An 18,327-nucleotide genomic window follows, 5' to 3' on the forward strand; every position below is an offset into this window, starting at 1 on the left:
CCTGAACGGCGACCACCAGACCGTTTCCGGCCCGGACATCTGGGCGCTGACCGATTCCGGCGACGCCAACGAGAACTACTGGTCCTTCGAACTGCTGAAGTGGCTCACCGACCCAGCCCAGGACCTGCGCTGGAACGTCGAATACGGCAACCTGCCGCTGCGCTCCTCCGAGATGGACACCCCCGAGTTCGCGAAGCAGGTCGAGGCCCTGCCCGGCCTGGACGTGATGGCAGCCAACAGCGCCAACGCGAAGCAGGCCCGCCCGACCGTCGCCGGCTATGTGGGGCTCTCCGAAGCCATCGGTTCAGCGATCTCCCAGGTGCTGCAGGGCAAGGGGACGCCGTCCGAGGCTCTGCAACAGGCGGCCGCGAAGGCCGACGAGGCGCTCTCCGGCGACTAGAGCGTGTCTCCCTATCCCCACGGTGGCCTGCTGCGCGGTGCCCCGCGGGCGTCTCGCGGCGTTGTTGTCGGTCGGCGATGCACCACATCGCCTTCCTCCTCCGCCTTGCGAGCCACTCCGCGGAACCCCGCTCGCGACGGCCAGGGACAGGCAGACACGCTCTAGGCCCTCGCCACCACTCACCGATTCCAACCACGGCCACCGCGGCGTGACCGGAGATGCCGTACCACCAAGAGAAGGAAGCCAACCCCGTGACCATCACCACCGTTGAGATCGAGAGCCAGCCCGCTGTCTGGCGCCGGGCGCTGCAGTTGACCGACACCGCCACCGGGCTGCTGCGGCGACCCGACGAGCGGATGCTGGTGGTCGGCTGCGGCACCTCCGCCTTCATGGCCGACTCGTTCGCGATCCTCCGCGAGACTGCCGGTTTCGGCCCGACCGATGCCGCCTACGCCTCCGAGCCCGCCCGCCCGCGTCACTACGACGCGGTGCTCGGGCTGACTCGCTCCGGCACCACCACCGAGGTCGCCGACGCGCTGCGCGCTGTACCGCCGGGGGTGCGGAAGATCGTGGTCACCGGCGTCGCCGACTCGCCCTGCGCCGCCCTGGCCGACGAGGTGCTGGTCCTCGACTTCGCCGATGAGCAGTCGGTGGTGCAGACCAGGTTCCCCACAAGCTTCCTGCTGCTGGCCCGGGCTGCGTTCGGCGAGGACGTCTCCAGCCTGCCGGACGCGGCCGCTGCCGCCCTGGCCGACGAGCCGGAGGTGCTCACCGGCCCGACTTACGACCACTTCGTCTACCTCGGCCGGGGCTGGACGAACGGACTGACGCAGGAAGCGGCCCTGAAGATCCGGGAGGCCGCCCAGGCCTGGGCCGAGAGCTATCCGTTGCTCGACTACCGGCACGGACCGTTGGCGGTCGCCCACACCGGCTCGCTGGTCTGGCTGCTCGGCGCCGACGACCCCGACCTGCGTGAGCAGATCGCGGCCACCGGCGCCACCACGGTTGCCCGGCTGGCCCCCGATCCGCTGGTCGAGCTGGTGCTGGCGCAGCGGCTGGCGGTTCGTACCGCGGGTCGCCGTGGCTTGAACCCGGACAATCCGCGGTATCTGACGCGCGCGGTCGTCCTCGACTGAACTGCGCGGGCGAGGAACCACAATGGCGAGCATGACCCAGGCCGTCCGGCAACCCCCCGCCGCGCAGCAGGCAGACGTGTCCGGCCAGCAGGACGCGGTGCGTCGCCGGGTGCGACGCCGCAAAGGGGTGCGGGCGGCGGCCGAGGGCTGGTCGTTCATTGCTCCCGGCATGGTGTTCGTGCTCGGCCTGTCGATCTTCCCGGCCGCCTGGGCGTTCCTGCTCTCACTGCAGAAGTGGAACGGCTTCGCCGAACCGAAGCTCGTCGGCGCCCGCAACTACACCAAGCTGGTCACCGATGCCGAGTTCTGGCAGGCAGTCACCCAGACCGGGGTGTACCTGCTGTTGTTCGTTCCGACCTCGGTGCTGGCCGGGCTGTTCCTGGCGGTCGCCCTGAACCGGCAGATCCGGTTCATCGGCTTCTACCGGACGGCGATCTTCGTCCCCTTCGTCGCCTCCGCGGCGGCTACCGGCATCCTGTCCACGTACCTGTTCAGCCCGCAGTACGGCCTGGTCAACAATCTGCTCCGGCTGGTCGGCATCCCCGCCCAGGGCTGGCTGGAGGATCCGCACCAGGCGATGATCGTGATCGCTCTGATGTCGTTGTGGGGCGAGGCGGCGTTCACCACGGTGATCTACCTCGCAGCCCTGCAGGACATCCCGGCCGAACTGCTCGAGGCGGCGAGGGTGGACGGCGCCAACCCCTGGCAGACCTTCTGGCGGGTGGTCTGGCCCGAGCTCTCCCCGGTGACCGTGTTCGTGACGATCTGGCAGGCGATCGGTGCGCTGCAACTGTTCGACCTGGTGTACACCACCACCCGCGGCGGACCGCTGGACGCCACCAAGACCATCGTCTACTTCCTGTGGGAGAAGGCGTTCAAGGGACTCGAGTTCGGCTACGGCTCGGCAGCGGCCTACGTCCTGTTCGCGGCGACCCTGCTGATCACCCTCGGCATGGTGATCTACGCCCGGCGCAAGGGAATGGAGGCCTTCTGATGGCGACCACCATCGTGCCGGTGGCCAACCGGCGCCGCCGCCGGATCAGCGGCTGGCACTTCGTCCTCGCGCCGCTGGCGCTGATCTTCCTGATTCCGTTCCTGCAGATGCTGCTGGCGTCGCTGTCCCCGGCAGAGGAGTTGGTGAAGTTCCCGCCGCCGTTCATCCCGTCCCGGCTCACGCTCGACGGGTTCGCCGGGCTGTTCGCCGACACCCAGATCCTGCGCTGGCTGGCCAACAGCACGATCGTGTCGGTGATCGCGATCTGCTCGCAGCTGGTGTTGTGCTCGATGGCCGGCTACGGCTTTGCCCGGCTGCATTTCCGCGGCCGTGACTTCGGGTTCATGGCGGTGATCGCGACGATCATGATCCCTACCCAGCTGCTGATGATCCCCACCTACATCATGTTCTCCCGGCTCAGCCTGATCGACACCCTGGGCGCCGCCTTCGTACCCTGGCTGTCGTCGGCCTTCGGGATCTTCCTGATGCGTCAGTTCTTCTTGTCGATCCCGGTCGAACTGGAGGAGGCCGCGGCCCTGGACGGCTGCACCCGCTGGCAGGTCTTCGGCAGGGTGATCCTGCCGCTGGCCCGGCCGGCGATGGCGACCCTGGCGATCTTCACCCTGTTGGGTTCGTGGAACGACCTGGTCTGGCCGCTGATCGCGATCAGCAACGAGGACCTGTTCACCGTGCAGTTGGGGATCGCCAACTTCCAGGGCACGCGGCGCACGCAGTGGTCACTGCTGATGGCTGGCAATGTGGTGGCGACCGCCCCGCTGATCCTGTTCTTCCTGGTCGCCCAGAAGCACTTCATTGCCACCATGACCATGTCAGGGTTGAAGGGATGAGCAGTCAGGACGGTGGGAGGCCGACCTCCGCCGGCCGGCCCCGTCGGGAGCCCGGCCCGGTGCTGGTCGCCGGTGACGCCAACCTCGACCTGGTGCTTCGCGGCGACATTCGGCCCCGCTTCGGGCAGGCCGAGCAGTTCCTCACCGGTGCCGACCTGGTGCTGGGGTCGAGCGCCGGGATCATGGCGGCAGGGCTGGCCCGGCTGGGAGTCGAGGTCGGCCTGGTCGCGCGGGTCGGCGATGACTGGTTCGGCGAACGTACCCTCGCCCTCCTCGTCGATCACGGGGTGGACGTCGCCGGCGTCCGGACGGTCCCCGGCCCGACCGGACTGTCGGTGATCCTCTCCGACGACGACCGGGCGATCCTCACCCTGCCCGGGGCGATGGCGGGGCTGCAGGCCGCGGACGTCCGTCTGGCGCTGGCCGGTTCAGGGGCCCAGCACCTGCACCTGGCGTCCTTCTTCCTGCTGCCGGAGTTGGCGCGTGACCTGCCCGTGCTGCTGGCCCGGGCCCGGGCTGCCGGGGTGACCACCAGCCTCGACTCGAACTGGGACCCGACTGAACGCTGGTCCGGCGTCGCCGCCTGCTTGCCGCACCTCGACCTGCTCTTCCCCAATGCCACCGAGGCGATCGAACTCGCCGGGGCGCTCGGGACCGGCCGGCCGGCCAATGCCCTCGAAGGGGCCCGGGTGCTGGCTGCCGCCGGCCCGACGGTGGTGGTGAAGGACGGCGCGGACGGCGGCTTCGCTGTCAGCGGCACGCAGGTGGTGCGGGCTGCGGCGTTGCCCGTTCGGGTCGTCGACACCACCGGGGCGGGGGACAGCTTCGACGCCGGCTTCCTGGCCGGCTGGGTGGAGGGGCAGCCGCTGGCCGACTGCCTGGCCTGGGCGGTTGCCGCCGGATCGCTGTCGGCCACCGCCACCGGCGGCACCGCCGGACAACCCGCCCGTACCGACCTGCTCGCGGCCCTTGGCAGGCAGCCATGATCACCTGTCTTGGCCTCTCCCCGGCGCTCGACATCAGCTACGGGCTGCCCGAGGTCGAGGTCGGACGGATTCACCGCCCGTCCTGGGTGGTCGAACTGCCCGGCGGCAAGTCCCTCAATGTCGCGCGGGCCCTGGCCGTGCTCGGGCAGCCAGTGCGGGCGATCGCCCCGCTCGGCGGCCCGGTCGGTCAGGTGATGGCCGAGGCCCTGGTCGCCGCCGGGATCGAGGTCGAGCAGGTTCCGGTCTCGGCCACCCGCCGCTGCGTCTCGGCGTTCAGCCAGAACGACGGCTCGGCCACCGAGTTCTACGAGCCGGCGCTGCCGCTGGATGACGCCGCCTGGCAGCGCCTGTGCACCGCCGTCGAGCATATCGACGGCGGCTGGCTGGCGGTGTCGGGCTCGGTTCCCGCCGATCGGGTTGGGCCGTTGGCCGACGTGGTGGCGGCTGCCTCGGCGCGTGGGGTGCGGGTGGCGCTGGACGTGCACGGGCCGGCCCTGGCCGCCGTGCTGGCGGCGGCCCCGATTGCGGTGGTGAAGGTGAACCGGGCCGAGGCGGTGGACCTGCTCGGTGACGGCCCGGCAGCGGCCCTCGCGGGCGGGTTGCGGCGGGCCGGTGCCGGGCTGGCCGTGGTGACCGACGGTGCGACCGGGGCGGTGGCGCTCGGCGAGGACGGGGGAGCGCTGTGGGCGACTCCTGGCCAGCCGGGCCGGTACGCCGTCGGCTCGGGAGACTGCTTCCTGGCGGGCCTGCTCGCCGAACTGTGTGCCGGTGGCGAGCTCCGTGCGGCACTGGCTCTGGCCACGGCAGCCGCAGCCGCGAACACCCGGGTGCCGGGAGCCGCACGGTTCACCCGGGCCGATGTCGATCGGGCGCTGCGGCAGGTTGACATCAGGAGTGAGGCGTGACGAGCACCCGACGTCGTCGCCACATCACCTGGCCGGTGCTGCTGATCGCAGGGAGTGTTGTGATGGGTTCCTGTTCCGTCCCCCCGCCTGCCGCCACCACGCCGGTGCCAGGGCAGTCCAGCGCGACCGCGCCACCGTCCCGCTCTGTCGCGCCGCAGGCCACCTCCGTCGCGGACGGACCGGCGTTCCCGCTGGTCGATGCCGGCCCCGACGGGGTGCGGATCACCGACGGCGACGACTGGTCGCTGCCAGCCTGGGTGCGTCCGGCGGTCAACTCCGGCTTCTTCTCCGAGGATGCCTCGGCAAAGAACCGTGTCGAGGTCCGCTCGGTCGACCTGACCTGGCGACAGCTTCGTCCGATCGCCGGCGGCCCGCTGGACCGCACCGCGACCGGCGAGGCCCAGGAGATGGCGCTGGCCGGGCTGGACGATCAACTCGCCGAACCCGGCGACTTCTGGATGCGGCTGTTCGCCAGCGGCAAGGACTGGGCCCCGGCGTGGGTTCAGAAGACCTGCGGCGTAGCGACCTACGGGCCCGACTACGACGGCCAGCGGCACCTGCCGATCTGGAACGAGTGCGTCTGGTCAGAGTTGCTGGACACCTACCGCATGCTGTTCCTCGACACCGGCCTGGCCGCCGACCCCCGGCTTCGATTCGTCTACGTGCCCGGCGCGTTCACCTGGGCCGAGTACGACTACGACATCATCGACGCTGCGGTCAGTAGCGACGATCTCGACAAGGCCGCCTACCTGGCCTGGTACTCCCACGCCTGGACCGATCTGGTCGAGCTGTTCGGCGAGCACGCCACCAAACTGGTGTTCACCGGCGAGGACTACCCCTTCGGCCCATTCGATGACGCCGACGACCTGCTTGCCGCCCAGGCCGTCGCCGCCGGAATGGGGATTCGTACCGGCATCACCGAACTGTCGAACTTCCACCTCAACGAGGCGCCGGCCTACGGCTCCCGGATCCAGCCCGACGGGCACCTGGTGGTGGATGAGACCCTGCCGATCCACTCCGGACGCTATGTCGTGGCCACCGAGAACGAGTGCTACACCGACTGCGGCTACCACACCGACGACCCGTACTACGCGGTACGCCAGTCCAATCTGAAGGCCCTGCAGCTGCGGATAAACTGGATCTACGTGGTGCCGGGGCCGTCCTACCTGGCCGAGTACCCCGAGCACTGGGACTGGGTGCGGCACTCGATCGGCCACACCGCCGCCGACTCCGCCGATGCCTGGGCAGCCTTCCGGGATGCCGAGGACACCTACTGGCAGAACAACGGCCTGGCCCGGTTCGCCGACCCGACGCAGTGGCCGTCGCTGCCGTACGTCCGCAACCTCGAACGCTGGCTGGTACAGGTCGACGAGCCCGGCTCGGTGGCCCACCGGACGACAGCCGATGTCCACGCCGAGGTGTTCGAGGCCGACAACGGCACCGCCTACGAGGGTCTGAGCACGAAGGTGGCTGACGGCGACACCGGCTTCGTGCTGGAGGCCGACCTGGCCTTCGCCACCGCTGCCGCTGGCGGACCGAACCTGGTCAAGGTCACCTACCTCGACTCCGGCACCGGCGAGTTCAGCGTCACCACCGACACTGGCAGCACCGCCGCCGTGGCGCGGCAGGATTCCGGCACCTGGCGCACCGCCACGCTCGCCATGCCCGAGGGTTCCCTGGACGCCGCGCATCGTCGGTTGCGCATCGGGTTGGCCAGCGGCGCGGAGGATCTCGTGGTGAGGTTCGTCCGGGTGCTGCGGGGCTGAGCCGCGACCTCAAGCGGTACTTCCTGAGTGCAGGGACGGTGGCACCACCGGTGCGGACGGACGTGATGAGATCGTCGTTCTCCAAGCCGCGAGCCACGGGTGAATTCCTCGGGTGACGAGCTTCAGTGAGCGGTCACGCACGGCGCAGGTGCTCATCGAGATCCGCAATCCCCCAATGACTGATAGCGGTTTCAGGCTATTGACCCAATAGTTTGAAACCGCTATCGTCTCGTACAATAAAGAATCTGATAGCGGTTTCAGACGTTCCTGTTCACGGACGCGGGCACGTCGCAGCCGACGGCGGCGGGCTTCAAGGAAGAAGGCAGGATGACGGGCAGGGTGATGTGGGGAGACGGCGAGTTCGAGCTCGCGATCGCCTGGGACGCCGGTTCGGCGCCGTGCCTGACCGCCGTACGCTCCGGCGAACTTGAACTGGTGCTGCCCGATTCGCGACCGCTGGTCGAGATCCTGACCGTCGCCGATGGCCACGCCCAAGCCAGCGATCGCCTCGCCGGGACGGCAGTGGGTGCTCGGGCGCGGTATCGGCGGCACAGCGAGACCGCGGACGCCCGTGGCACGACGCTGGTGGTGGAGGTCGAGGATCCCGAGACCGGACTCGCTGGGGCGCTGGAGCTCTTTCTGGCTCACGGCACCCGGACGGTGCGGGCCTGCCTGCACGTGGTCAATGATGGGTCGAAGCCAGCAGTCCTGCGCGCGGCCGCCTCCTGGATATCAGCCCTGGGCTGCCCGACCGGGAAGCAGAACCAGGCCGGTGTGGCGGCGTGGACGATCCATCGCGGGTTCTCCGACTGGCTGGGGGAAGGCCGCTGGGCACAACAGCCCGCAAACCGCTTCCGATTTCCGGATCTGGCCCAGGAGTTGACTGGCCATGATCCTCGAGGCGCGTTCACGGTGGTGTCCACCGGCACCTGGTCGACCGGCAAGCAACTCCCGGTGGCCTGCGTGGAGTCGGACGAACTGGGCGCCGCTTGGGCGTGGCAGGTCGAGCACAACGGGCCCTGGCGCTGGGAGGTCGGGCAGAATGCGGGTGACGGCTACTTCGCGCTGAGTGGCCCGACCGATGTTGATCACCAGTGGGTGAAGACGCTGCAACCCGGCGAGCAGTTCACCACGGTCCCGGTCTCGGTCACCTTGGCCCAGGATTTCACCGACGCGATCGACAATCTGACTCGCTACCGCCGGGCGGTTCGACGCCCGCATGCTGACAACCAGGCACCGAAAGTGGTGTTCAACGACTACATGAACACCCTCAACGGGGATCCGACCACCGCCCGCCTGCTGCCGCTGGTTGACGCCGCCGCGGATGTCGGAGCCGAGGTGTTCTGCATCGACGCTGGCTGGTATGACGACGGCGGCGACTGGTGGGACAGCGTCGGGGCGTGGGAGCCATCCACCACGCGATTCCCCGGCGGACTCGGCGAGGTCATCGGACGAATCCAGGACCGGGGCATGATCGCCGGCCTGTGGCTGGAACCCGAGGTGGTCGGGGTGCGCAGCCCGGTGGCCGGCCAATTGCCGGATGCAGCCTTCCTGCAGCGAAAGGGACAGCGGGTTGTCGAGCATGGCCGTTATCACCTCGACCTGCGCCACCCGTCGGCCCGCACCCACCTGGACGCCGTGGTCGACCGGCTGGTCGGACGCTTCGGAGTCGGCTATTTCAAACTCGACTACAACATCAATCCCGGGGCCGGCACCGATTGGTCTACCGATAGTGTTGGTGACGGGCTGCTGGGGCACAATCGCGCCCATCAAGGGTGGCTCGACTCGGTGCTCGACCGTCACCCAGGCCTGATCCTGGAGAACTGTGCCTCGGGCGCGATGCGGGCCGACTTCGCGATGCTGTCGCGGCTGCAGCTGCAGTCGACCTCCGATCAGCAGGACTTCCGCAGGTATGCCCCGATCGCTGCCGCCGCACCGGTATTGATGCTGCCCGAGCAGGCGGCCAGTTGGGCCTACCCGCAACCCGGGATGTCGCCGGAGGAGGTCGGGTTCTGCCTTGCCACCGGCCTGGCCGGCCGGTTCTACCTGTCCGGGCACCTGGATCGGATGAGCCGTGAGCATCGAGCCCTGGTCAGCCAGGCGGTAGCGCTGGCCAAGGACGTGCGCTCCGACCTGGCCCGGTCCGTGCCGTCCTGGCCACTCGGCCTTCCGCAGTGGGACGCCAGCTGGATCTCGTTGGCCCTGACCGGCCCCAACGCGACTTATCTGGTCGTGTGGAACCGGTCGGATGCCGAGCCGGGAACGACCCTGCTGCTGAATCGCCGGGTGTCCTGCACTACCGGGTTGCGGGTCGAGACGGTGTTCCCGACCGACCTGCCCGCCTGGCCGGTCAGCTGGGATGCCGGGGCAGGCAGGTTGCGGGTGACCAACCCGACCGGGGCGATCGGTGCCCGGGTGTTCCGGATCTCGTCGGACGTCGGCAGTGACGTCCGCTTCGCCACACAGTAACCATCGGCGGCTACCGTCGATCAACCAAGGAGAGATCAATGAAGATTGCAGTGAGGAGCCTGGCCGCGGTGGCCGCGGCCGCGACACTGGTGCTCGCGGGGTGCAGCGACCCGGGATCCGGTCAGCAGACCGGCGCCGCCCCGGCGTCCTGGCCCGCGCAGGACACCAAGCTGGACGGTGTCACGCTGACCATCTGGGCCGCCCAGAACTCCAACAAGACCCCGGACAGCGTGATCGCTGGTTTCGAGAAGCTGACCGGTGCGAAGGTCAATGTGGTCACTATCCCCGATCCCTACGAGCAGGGCATCCAGACCAAGGTGGCCACCGGGGACAAGCCCGACCTGGCCTTCTGGCAGCCCACCGCGTCCATGCTGACCGCGCTGAACGCGACCACCAACCTGCAGTCCCTGGACGGGGCGCCGTGGGTGGACAACTACACCGGCAGCCTCAAGGACATCACCGGCATCCTGGACGGAACCCGCTACGCCGCGCTGGTCACCACTCCTGCGGTGGAGGGCGTCTACTACAACAAAGAGGTCTTCGCCCAGGCCGGGGTAACCGACCTGCCGAAGAACTGGGACGAGTTCATCGCCCTCGGCCAGAAGCTGAAGGCCGCAGGCGTCACGCCCTTCTTCGAGATGGGTGGCGAGAAGTGGGCGACCCAGTGGTGGGTGCAGGTGCAGCTCGCCGACGCCGCCAAGGACGGACTGTGGGATCGCGTGAACGAGAACAAGGAGAAGTTCACCGACCCGACGATCCAGGGTGCGATCAGCAACTACAAGCAACTGATCGACGACGGCCTGTTCAATTCCGACATCAAGACCGCGACCTTCGTTGACCAGGGCAACGCCCTGCTCGGCGGGAAGGCTGCGATGGTGATGCAGGTGAACTCCTTCTTCGGGCAACTCCAGGCGCTGGCAGACACCGATGAGCTGAACCAGAAGATCGGCTTCTTCCCGATCTCGCCCAGCGGCAACGTCGGCACCTTCATTCCCGATCAGAGCAATGCGCTGGTTGCGTTCAAGACCGGTGACGACAAGCGTGAGGCTGCCACTCGTCAGCTGCTGTCCTACTGGCTGGGCGATGGCTATGCCGACTTCGTCAAGGCGCAGAACACCGTATCCCTGCTGTCTGAGGTGACAACGCCGGACACCGTCCCGCTGGCCCTTCAGGACGTTGCGAAGTCGCTGGACAGTTCGGTCGGTTCGATGCAGGCTCTGGCGGTGGCCAACCCCGACCTGTACCTGAACCTTGCCGACATGATCCAGGGCACCAAGAGCCCGACCGAAGTCGCTGAGGCGACCCAGGCGCAGTTCGCCCAGTTGGCGAAGGCCCAGGGCGTCAAAGCGTTCCAGTAGCAGACCCCGGGGTGACCGCTCGGCTGCGGTCACCCCGGCCCTCCCAGGAGGATTCTGATGACGACACAATCCCTGTTCACCCAGACCCGGGCCCAGGGCCGCGGGACCGAGGATCCGTCCCGACGCGCCAGGGCCGACCATCCGCTCTGGTTTCTGCTGCCGGCGCTGGCCGTACTCGCCGTGTTCTTCTTCACCCCCACGATCTACAACTTCGTCTATGCCTTCACCGACTGGTCCAGCTTCAAGTCCGCCATCAATCCCGTCGGCTTCAGCAACTTCGTCGACCTGCTGAGCAACGGCAGTCTGCTGGCCGACCTGCGGATCACCGTGACCTACGCCGTCCTGGTGGCCATCTTCCAGAACCTGTTCGGTCTGGCTCTGGCCCTCATCCTGGAGCGGGACACCCACCTGAACCGCTTCGCCAGAGTGGCCTTCTTCGTTCCGGTCGTGATGTCGGCCCTCGCCGTGGGCTATATCTTCCAGGCGATGCTCAAACCCGAGGGCGCCCTCAACGCGATCCTGTCCGGGCTCACCGGCCAGCAGGTTTCCATCGCCTGGCTGGGAAGCACCACCTGGACCATCCTGGTCGTGGCACTGATCCACTCCTGGAAGTGGATGGGGTTGTCCATGCTGATCTACCTTGCCGGGCTGAAGACCATCAACGAGGATCTCATCGAAGCCGCCCGCCTCGACGGCGCCAGTTGGTGGAACACCTTCCGGAACATCCGCTTCCCGCTGCTCGCCCCAGCGATCACCTTCAATGTCGCAACCGCACTGCTCGGTTCCATGAATGGCTTCGACATCGTGCAGGCCACCACCGGCGGCGGACCGGGAGGCAGCACGGAACTGCTCAACATCTTCATCTTCCGCACCTTCGGTCAGGGCCTGTTCGCCCAGGCCACGACGATGAGCCTGGTGTTGTTCCTGATGGTGACCCTGCTCGCTTTCCCGGTTATCCGGATCCTCCGCAAGAGAGAGGAAGTTCTGTGAGTTCCCCGACGATGGTCCCGGTCCGGCCGCGGTTCCGCCTGGGCAGCCTGGCCCAGCCCATGACCACGGTCCTGCTGATGGTCTTCCTGCTCGGAGTGCCGTTCTGGCTCGTTGTAGTCACCGCAGGCAAGGACCAGGGCGAGGCGCTCAATCCGAGCCTCGCGCTGCCCACCCAGTGGCACCTGCTGGAGAACTTCGCCACCGTCATCACGGACGGACGCATGGTCAGCGCCTTCTTCGGCAGCCTGCTGATCATGGTCCCGGCCGTGCTCGGGGTGCTGGTCTTCGGCTCCATGGCGTCCTGGATCCTCGGCCGCCGCAAGGGCCGCAAGATCTCGTTCATCTATGCCTTGGGAATCAGCGGCATCGTGCTTCCCCCTGCCGTGGTCACCATCGTGCTGCTGCTGCGCCAGATGGGGCTGGCCGGCACCGCCCCCGGCATGGTCGGGGTTTACATGGGCATGTACATGTCCACGGTGATCTTCTTCGTCACCGGGTTCGTGCGGACGATTCCGTTCGAACTGGAGGAGGCCGCCCGGGTGGACGGTGCCGGGCCGGTCCGGATCTTCGTGCAGATCATCCTTCCGCTGCTCGGCCCGACCCTGGCGACCGCGACCATCCTGATCTGCCTCTACATCTGGAACGACGTCTTCTACGCGTTGTTCGTGATCGGCGGCCGGATCGACACCCTTCCGCTGAACCTCTATCAGGTCGCCAGCGCGGGGCTGTACCTCCAGAACTGGCACCTGATCTTCGCGTACATCATCTTGATGAGCCTGCCGCTGCTGATCACCTTCGCGGTCATGCAGCGCAAGATCATCTCCGGCATCACCGGCGGGGCGGTCAAGTGATTGGTGTGGAGACCACCCTCTACACTGAGGGACTGATGACCCTCCACAGCTCCCGCGCCCCAGTGATCGCCGATGTCGCCAGGGCTGCGGGTGTGTCGGTCCCGACCGTGTCGCGGGTTCTGACCGGTGCGGCGCGGGTGAGCGACGAAAAGCGTGCGAAGGTTCTCAAGGCCATCGACGAACTCGGCTTCGTGCCCTCGGCTGCTGCCCGGACGCTGTCCTGGGGGAGACCCCAGCTGATCGGCGTGATCGCCGGGAACACCTCCCGCTACGGCTACGCCGAGACGGTACGCGGGATCGAGGAGGGGGCCAGGTCGGCCGGTTTCACGGTGACAATCACCGTCGTCGAGTCCACTGAGGACGAGGAGGTGGGACGGGCAGTCTCCTCGGTCCTGGGCCAGTCCATCGCCGGGATGGTGGTGCTGAAGTTCGACCCGCCCGGGGTCGCGGCACTGAGGCGCATTCCGGCGAGTATCCCTACCGTGTCGGTCTCCGGGGTCCGCGAACCAGGTGTCCCCCAGGCGGTGCTCAACGAGTCGGCTGCGGCCCGGGAGGTGGTCGGCTACCTGCTTGATCTCGGCCACCAGACCGTCCACCACGTCCGGGTGCCGCCCTCCCGCAAGGAAGACGGCCGGACCACCGGTTGGCGCCGGGCGCTGGTCGAGCGGGGGAGAGCCGTCCCGCCGATCATCGATGCCACCTGGCAGCCCGAATCCGGTCGTCAGATCGGCTTGGCGCTGGCGGAACGCCCGGAGGTTACCGCAGTCTTCTGTGGCAACGACGAGATCGCCATGGGGATGATCCGCGGCATCTGTGAGACCGGTCGCAGCGTCCCCGGCGATGTCAGCGTCGTCGGTTTTGACGACCACCCGTTGGCCGGCTACTACAACCCCCCGCTGACCACCGTCCGGCAGGACTTCTGCGAACTCGGAGGCCGCGCGTACAGGATGCTGGAGGCCATGCTTCAAGGCCGGCCAACCAACAAGTACTCCTCGATCAAGCCGGCCCTGATCCGGCGGGAGAGCGCCGGGGCGCCGCCGGCATTCCGGGCCTGAGCCGGCGGCACCCGCTGCGTCAGGACTGCTTCGGTGCGGTCATGGCGGCCACGTCCAGGGCCGTGGCCAACTGCTCCTCGGTGACCTCGCCGCGCTCGACGTAGCCGAGATCGCGGACGGCGTCGGCGACGGTCAGGTTCTGCTTCACCGAGTGCTTGGCGATCTTGGCCGCCGCCTCGTAGCCGATGACCCGGTTCAGCGGCGTCACGATCGACGGGCTGGACTCGGCCAGCTGCAGGCAGCGCTCGACGTTGGCAGTGATCCCGTCCACGCAACGGGTGGCCAGCACCCGGGCGACATTACCCACCAGGGTGATCGACTCCAGCAGGTTGCGGGCCATCACCGGCAGCATCACCAGCAGGTCGAAATTGCCCTGGGCGCCGGCGAAGGCGATCGCCGCGTCGTTGCCGATCACCTGAGCGGCGACCTGCACGGTCGCCTCCGGCAACACCGGGTTCACCTTGCCGGGCATGATCGACGACCCGGGCTGCAGGTCGGGTAGGGCGATCTCGCCGATGCCGGTCCGCGGACCGGAGCCCATCCAGCGCAGGTCGTTGGCGATCTTCACCAGCGAGACCGCGATCGTCCGCAGTGCACCCGAGGTCTCCACCAGCGAGTCCTGCGCGGCCTGGGCCTCGAAGTGGTTGCCGGCCTCGACCAACGGCAGGCCGGTGTGCTCGGCGATCAACTCGATCACCCGCGCGGAGAACCCGGGCGGGGTGTTGATGCCGGTGCCGACGGCAGTGCCGCCCAGCGGCAACTCGCACAGCCGGGGCAGCGCTGCCTTCACCCGCTCGATGCCGTAGCGCACCTGGGTGGCGTAGCCGCTGAACTCCTGGCCCAGCATGATCGGGGTGGCGTCCATCAGGTGGGTGCGGCCCGACTTCACCACGGTGGCGAACTCGGCGGCCTTGGCCTCCAGCGAACCGGCCAGCACCTCCAGCCCGGGCAGCAGTTCGTCGTGGACGGCCTGGACGGCGGCGATGTGGATCGAGGACGGGAACACGTCGTTGCTCGACTGCGAGGCGTTGACGTGATCGTTCGGGTGCACCTTCGAGCCCAGCTTCCGGCTGGCCAGGGTGGCGACCACCTCGTTGGTGTTCATATTGGAAGAGGTGCCCGAGCCGGTCTGGAAGACATCGATCGGGAACTGGTCGTCGTGCTGCCCGGCGATCACCTCGTCAGCGGCGGCCACGATCGCCTGCGAGATCTCCGGGGGGATCACCCCGAGTTCGGCGTTGGCCAGCGCGGCGGCGCGCTTGATCTGGCCGAGGGCTGCGATGTGGTGGGAGGACAACCCGCGTCCGGAGATCGGGAAGTTCTCGACGGCCCGTTGCGTCTGGGCGGCGTAGAGCGCATCGGCGGGGACGCGCACCTCGCCCATGGTGTCATGCTCAATGCGGTATTCCATGGCTTCACCCTATGCCGTGCCGGCGGACCTCGGGTGGCTCGCCGCTAGCCTTGGTATATGGGTGTAATCACGGCGGTGACCGATTCGGTGCTGCTGGCGGTCGCCTCCGTCCCGCCCGGCCGGGTGACCAGTTACGGGGCCATCGGACGGCTGGTCGGCGCTGGTCCGCGCGTGGTGGCCAGAGTGCTTGCCGGCCGAGGTGACGAGGTCTGCTGGTGGCGGGTGATCCGGGCCGACGGGACGATCGCCCCGCAGGTCGTGGAGCGGGCGTCGGTCCTGCTGGCGGAAGAAGGTGTGGTGGTTCGCGACGGGCGGGTGGACCTGCGTCAGTACGGTGCGTGAGCCGGTGGCGCCGCGCGTCCGGCCCAGATGTGGCGCCGTCGGCTGCACAATCCGGGTGATCCAGCCCACTCGCGTGCACTATCCACTCGACTGGTCGGGATTGCCCGGATTCTGCGCGGAGGACAGGGGAGTGCCGGGCCAGGTGCCGGGCAGCTGGATCCGTCACGAAGGCGTGTGGGACTGATGTGGCGGGTGTGACGCGTGGGGCGCCTGTTCACCGCCTGAGCAGGAGCCCCACGAGCACCATCGCCAGCTGATTTGAGGCTGGGGCCCACGGTCGTGTAATGTCGGCCGAGGTCCGGCCCCTATAGCTCAGTCGGCAGAGCGTCTCCATGGTAAGGAGAAGGTCTGCGGTTCGATTCCGCATGGGGGCTCTGTGTTTGACAGAGACGGAATAACCGCCCGTCATTCCCGGTTCGGGTCTGTCGAACGCGCGGCGGGATAGCTCAGGCGGTAGAGCAAGCGGCTCATAATCGCTGTGTCGCGGGTTCAAGTCCCGCTCCCGCTACCGCAGACGTAGCTACGCGTAGGAAGAGAGAGGCCGATGGCCAAGAAGGCAGCCGACGTCCGGCCGAAGATCACGCTTGCCTGCACGGTGTGCAAGGAGCGGAACTACATCACCAAGAAGAACCGTCGTAACGACCCCGACCGGCTTGAGTTGAAGAAGTTCTGCCCGAAGTGCCACGCGCACACCGCGCACCGCGAGACCCGCTGAGGCTCCGACCGCACAGCCGTCCGCCGTTGGCGGGCGGCTGTGCTGCGTTCCGGGGACGCTAGTCTTCCCCCATGCCGATCAGCGAGCAGCATGCCGGCCGGTGCTATCCGGCAACCGCCCCCTACCAGGTGAGCCGGGCGAAGATCGCCGAGTTCGCAGCCGCCCTGGGGGACGCCAATCCTGGCTACGTCGGGGAGCAGCCGATTGCCCCGCCAACCTTCGCCATCGTGCTCGCCGCCGCAGCCTGGGACGCCTACTTCGACGATCCCGAGCTGGGCGTCGCGCTGCGGCGGACGGTGCACGGCGACCAGCGGTTCAGCTGGCAGCGTCCGCTACGTGCCGGGGACGAGGTGCGGGCGACGCTCACCATCGAGAAGGTGCGCCGCCGCGGTGCGACTGCTTTCGTCACCATCTCGGTGGCGCTGGCGACCACGGACGGTGAGCAGCTCTGCACCTCGGTGTCGACCCTGGTCCACACCGACGAGGCGGAGGCGGCAGCATGAACCCGGAAGCCCGCGCACACGCCGAAGCTGGCGACGAACTGCCCGGCTTCACCGTCACCCTGACCCGCGCCGACCTGGTGCGGTACGCCGGCGCCTCCACCGACTTCAACCCGATCCACTGGTCGCCGACCGCTGCTGCGGCTCTCGGCCTGCCGGGCGTTCTCGCCCACGGCATGCTCACGATGGGGATGGCGCTGCGCGTGGTGACCGACTGGATCGGCGACCCGTCCCGGATCGTCAGCTACGGGGTGCGGTTCACCAACCCGGTGGTGGTCGACGAGCAGGCGGGTGCCACGGTCAGCTTCGGCGGCACCGTCACCGCCGTCGCGGAGGGCATCGCGACCCTTACCCTCACCGCGACCTGCGGCGAGCAGAAGGTACTCGGGGCCGCGAAGGCCGAGGTGCGCCTTGACTGACCTCGCCGAGCTCACCACCCTGCGGGTCGGGGGTCCGGCGAAGCGGGTTGTGACGCCTGCCTGCGAGGAGGAACTGATCGCGCTGGTGCGCGACTGTGACGCCGCCGGCGAACCGGTCCTGGTGATCGGCGGTGGCTCGAACCTGCTGGTCGCCGACGCCGGTTTTGCCGGGACGGTGATCCGCACCGACGGCCTGCGCGGCATTGAGCACGAGGACGTGACAGCCTGCGCGGGGGCCTTCCTGCAGGTCGCCGCCGGCGAACCCTGGGACGATTTCGTCGCCTCCTGTGTCGGGCAGGCCGAACAACGGCAGGGCTTCGTCGGTGTGGAGGCGCTCTCCGGCATCCCCGGCCTGGTCGGCTCGACGCCGATCCAGAACGTCGGCGCCTACGGGCAGGAGGTGTCCCAGACCATCGCCCGGGTGCGGGTGTGGGATCGCCAGCTCGGCCAGGTGACGACCCTGTTCAGCGTCGACTGCAGGTTCGGCTACCGCACGTCGGTGTTCAAGCGGAACCCCGGGCGCTACGTGGTGCTCTCGGTGAGCTTCCAGCTGGCCCTGGGAAAGCACTCCACCCCGCTGCGCTACGGCGAGCTCGCCCGCCGGCTGGGGGTGGCTGACGGGGAGACCGCCCCGCTCGCGGACGTCCGGGACGCCGTCCTGGAACTGCGCCGCGGCAAGGGCATGGTGCTGGACCCCGCCGACCACGACACCTGGAGCGCCGGCAGTTTCTTCACCAACCCGATCCTTACCTCCGAGCAGGCCGCGGCGCTGCCGCCCGAGGCGCCGCGTTTCCCGGCGGCACAGCAGCTGTTCGGCAAGGGTGGTGCCCGCCAGGTGCCCGACCAGCGGGTGAAGACCAGCGCCGCCTGGCTGATCCAGCACGCCGGCTTCGCCCGCGGCTACGGCACTCCGCCGGCCACCCTGTCGACCAAACACGTCCTCGCTCTGACCAACCGCGGCGGCGCCACTGCCGCCGACCTGCTCGCGCTGGCCCGCGAGGTGCGCGACGGCGTACAGCGGACCTTCGGCATCCGGCTGGAGCCCGAACCCGTTCTGGTCGGCCTTGCCCTGGACTGAGCACCCGTCGCGCCCTGACCGCCGGGGTGTCCACCGCTCCCGGGAACCCGGACCCGACCGGGCGCCCTCGGTAAGCTGGCTCGTGCCTGAAAGAGCCTGCCGAG

17 protein-coding genes, 2 tRNA genes and 1 pseudogene are annotated in these 18,327 nt (G+C 68.5%); 19 read left to right on the forward strand and 1 reads right to left on the reverse strand.

From position 1 onward, the window contains the following. The 12 genes and pseudogenes from VB080_RS00005 to VB080_RS00060 form a co-directional block, all read left to right on the forward strand. A pseudogene (locus VB080_RS00005) lies at positions 1-400 on the forward strand (hypothetical protein); the annotation flags it as partial. 251 nt (positions 401-651) lie between these two features. Beyond that, positions 652-1,536, forward strand: coding sequence for an SIS domain-containing protein (locus VB080_RS00010; protein WP_323416357.1), 885 nt, complete (start codon positions 652-654; stop codon positions 1,534-1,536). Positions 1,537-1,567: 31 nt separating this feature from the next. Then, positions 1,568-2,530, forward strand: a complete 963-nt coding sequence (locus VB080_RS00015; protein WP_323416358.1) for a sugar ABC transporter permease — start codon at positions 1,568-1,570, stop codon at positions 2,528-2,530. Beyond that, positions 2,530-3,378: a carbohydrate ABC transporter permease gene (locus tag VB080_RS00020; RefSeq protein ID WP_323416359.1), complete on the forward strand. Its 849-nt coding sequence runs from the start codon at positions 2,530-2,532 to the stop codon at positions 3,376-3,378. The genes VB080_RS00015 and VB080_RS00020 overlap by 1 nt, the downstream gene beginning before the upstream one ends. Beyond that, a complete protein-coding gene (locus VB080_RS00025; RefSeq protein WP_323416360.1) occupies positions 3,375-4,364 on the forward strand; it encodes a sugar kinase in 990 nt (329 codons plus the stop codon). Before VB080_RS00020 ends, VB080_RS00025 begins: the two co-directional genes overlap by 4 nt. Further along, positions 4,361-5,269, forward strand: coding sequence for a 1-phosphofructokinase family hexose kinase (locus VB080_RS00030; protein WP_323416361.1), 909 nt, complete (start codon positions 4,361-4,363; stop codon positions 5,267-5,269). The genes VB080_RS00025 and VB080_RS00030 overlap by 4 nt, the downstream gene beginning before the upstream one ends. Further along, positions 5,266-7,035, forward strand: coding sequence for a hypothetical protein (locus tag VB080_RS00035; RefSeq protein ID WP_323416362.1), 1,770 nt, complete (start codon positions 5,266-5,268; stop codon positions 7,033-7,035). Before VB080_RS00030 ends, VB080_RS00035 begins: the two co-directional genes overlap by 4 nt. A gap of 327 nt (positions 7,036-7,362) precedes the next feature. Then, complete coding sequence (locus VB080_RS00040) at positions 7,363-9,504, forward strand: glycoside hydrolase family 36 protein (RefSeq protein ID WP_323416363.1); 2,142 nt, start codon at positions 7,363-7,365, stop codon at positions 9,502-9,504. Positions 9,505-9,542: 38 nt separating this feature from the next. Next, the gene (locus tag VB080_RS00045) at positions 9,543-10,862 is read left to right on the forward strand and encodes an ABC transporter substrate-binding protein (RefSeq protein ID WP_323416364.1); all 1,320 of its coding nucleotides are present in this window, start codon (positions 9,543-9,545) and stop codon (positions 10,860-10,862) included. Positions 10,863-10,919: 57 nt separating this feature from the next. After that, positions 10,920-11,852 carry a sugar ABC transporter permease gene (locus tag VB080_RS00050; RefSeq protein ID WP_323416365.1) on the forward strand — a complete coding sequence of 311 codons (933 nt, stop codon included), beginning with the start codon at positions 10,920-10,922 and terminating at the stop codon, positions 11,850-11,852. Between the two features lie 59 nt (positions 11,853-11,911). Continuing rightward, positions 11,912-12,703 carry a carbohydrate ABC transporter permease gene (locus VB080_RS00055; protein ID WP_323416366.1) on the forward strand — a complete coding sequence of 264 codons (792 nt, stop codon included), beginning with the start codon at positions 11,912-11,914 and terminating at the stop codon, positions 12,701-12,703. Positions 12,704-12,738: 35 nt separating this feature from the next. Continuing rightward, positions 12,739-13,758 carry a LacI family DNA-binding transcriptional regulator gene (locus tag VB080_RS00060; protein WP_323416367.1) on the forward strand — a complete coding sequence of 340 codons (1,020 nt, stop codon included), beginning with the start codon at positions 12,739-12,741 and terminating at the stop codon, positions 13,756-13,758. 19 nt (positions 13,759-13,777) lie between these two features. On the opposite strand, the gene VB080_RS00065 is transcribed toward VB080_RS00060, so the two are convergent. Then, positions 13,778-15,169 carry a class II fumarate hydratase gene (locus tag VB080_RS00065; RefSeq protein WP_323416368.1) on the reverse strand — a complete coding sequence of 464 codons (1,392 nt, stop codon included), beginning with the start codon at positions 15,167-15,169 and terminating at the stop codon, positions 13,778-13,780. Positions 15,170-15,226: 57 nt separating this feature from the next. On the opposite strand from VB080_RS00065, the gene VB080_RS00070 reads away from it, so the two are divergent. From VB080_RS00070 to VB080_RS00100, 7 genes are all read left to right on the forward strand, one after another. Then, positions 15,227-15,511 (forward strand): MGMT family protein, encoded by a 285-nt coding sequence (locus tag VB080_RS00070; RefSeq protein WP_323416369.1) that lies wholly within the window; start codon positions 15,227-15,229, stop codon positions 15,509-15,511. 301 nt (positions 15,512-15,812) lie between these two features. Continuing rightward, positions 15,813-15,885: transfer RNA gene (locus VB080_RS00075), tRNA-Thr, on the forward strand. Between the two features lie 61 nt (positions 15,886-15,946). Further along, a tRNA-Met gene (locus VB080_RS00080) sits at positions 15,947-16,019 on the forward strand. Between the two features lie 36 nt (positions 16,020-16,055). After that, a complete protein-coding gene (rpmG, locus tag VB080_RS00085) occupies positions 16,056-16,226 on the forward strand; it encodes a 50S ribosomal protein L33 (RefSeq protein WP_323416370.1) in 171 nt (56 codons plus the stop codon). Positions 16,227-16,297: 71 nt separating this feature from the next. Next, a complete protein-coding gene (locus VB080_RS00090; RefSeq protein ID WP_323416371.1) occupies positions 16,298-16,729 on the forward strand; it encodes an FAS1-like dehydratase domain-containing protein in 432 nt (143 codons plus the stop codon). Further along, entirely contained in the window at positions 16,726-17,145 is a 420-nt protein-coding gene (locus tag VB080_RS00095) for a MaoC/PaaZ C-terminal domain-containing protein (protein WP_323416372.1), read from the forward strand. Before VB080_RS00090 ends, VB080_RS00095 begins: the two co-directional genes overlap by 4 nt. Then, positions 17,138-18,223, forward strand: coding sequence for a UDP-N-acetylmuramate dehydrogenase (locus VB080_RS00100; RefSeq protein ID WP_323416373.1), 1,086 nt, complete (start codon positions 17,138-17,140; stop codon positions 18,221-18,223). The genes VB080_RS00095 and VB080_RS00100 overlap by 8 nt, the downstream gene beginning before the upstream one ends. The last annotated feature ends 104 nt before the right edge of the window (positions 18,224-18,327 follow it).

Source organism: Propionicimonas sp. (genome assembly GCF_034927565.1).
Lineage (GTDB): Bacteria > Actinomycetota > Actinomycetes > Propionibacteriales > Propionibacteriaceae > Propionicimonas.

Coding starts and splice junctions, on each gene's coding strand:
- VB080_RS00055 (WP_323416366.1), top strand. CDS start 11,912: ATGACCACGGTCCTGCTGATGGTCTTCCTGCTCGGAGTGCCGTTCTGG.
- VB080_RS00090 (WP_323416371.1), top strand. CDS start 16,298: ATGCCGATCAGCGAGCAGCATGCCGGCCGGTGCTATCCGGCAACCGCC.
- VB080_RS00060 (WP_323416367.1), top strand. CDS start 12,739: ATGACCCTCCACAGCTCCCGCGCCCCAGTGATCGCCGATGTCGCCAGG.
- VB080_RS00065 (WP_323416368.1), bottom strand. CDS start 15,169: ATGGAATACCGCATTGAGCATGACACCATGGGCGAGGTGCGCGTCCCC.
- VB080_RS00095 (WP_323416372.1), top strand. CDS start 16,726: ATGAACCCGGAAGCCCGCGCACACGCCGAAGCTGGCGACGAACTGCCC.
- VB080_RS00045 (WP_323416364.1), top strand. CDS start 9,543: ATGAAGATTGCAGTGAGGAGCCTGGCCGCGGTGGCCGCGGCCGCGACA.
- VB080_RS00015 (WP_323416358.1), top strand. CDS start 1,568: ATGACCCAGGCCGTCCGGCAACCCCCCGCCGCGCAGCAGGCAGACGTG.
- VB080_RS00070 (WP_323416369.1), top strand. CDS start 15,227: ATGGGTGTAATCACGGCGGTGACCGATTCGGTGCTGCTGGCGGTCGCC.
- VB080_RS00040 (WP_323416363.1), top strand. CDS start 7,363: ATGACGGGCAGGGTGATGTGGGGAGACGGCGAGTTCGAGCTCGCGATC.
- VB080_RS00030 (WP_323416361.1), top strand. CDS start 4,361: ATGATCACCTGTCTTGGCCTCTCCCCGGCGCTCGACATCAGCTACGGG.
- VB080_RS00020 (WP_323416359.1), top strand. CDS start 2,530: ATGGCGACCACCATCGTGCCGGTGGCCAACCGGCGCCGCCGCCGGATC.
- rpmG (WP_323416370.1), top strand. CDS start 16,056: ATGGCCAAGAAGGCAGCCGACGTCCGGCCGAAGATCACGCTTGCCTGC.
- VB080_RS00050 (WP_323416365.1), top strand. CDS start 10,920: ATGACGACACAATCCCTGTTCACCCAGACCCGGGCCCAGGGCCGCGGG.
- VB080_RS00025 (WP_323416360.1), top strand. CDS start 3,375: ATGAGCAGTCAGGACGGTGGGAGGCCGACCTCCGCCGGCCGGCCCCGT.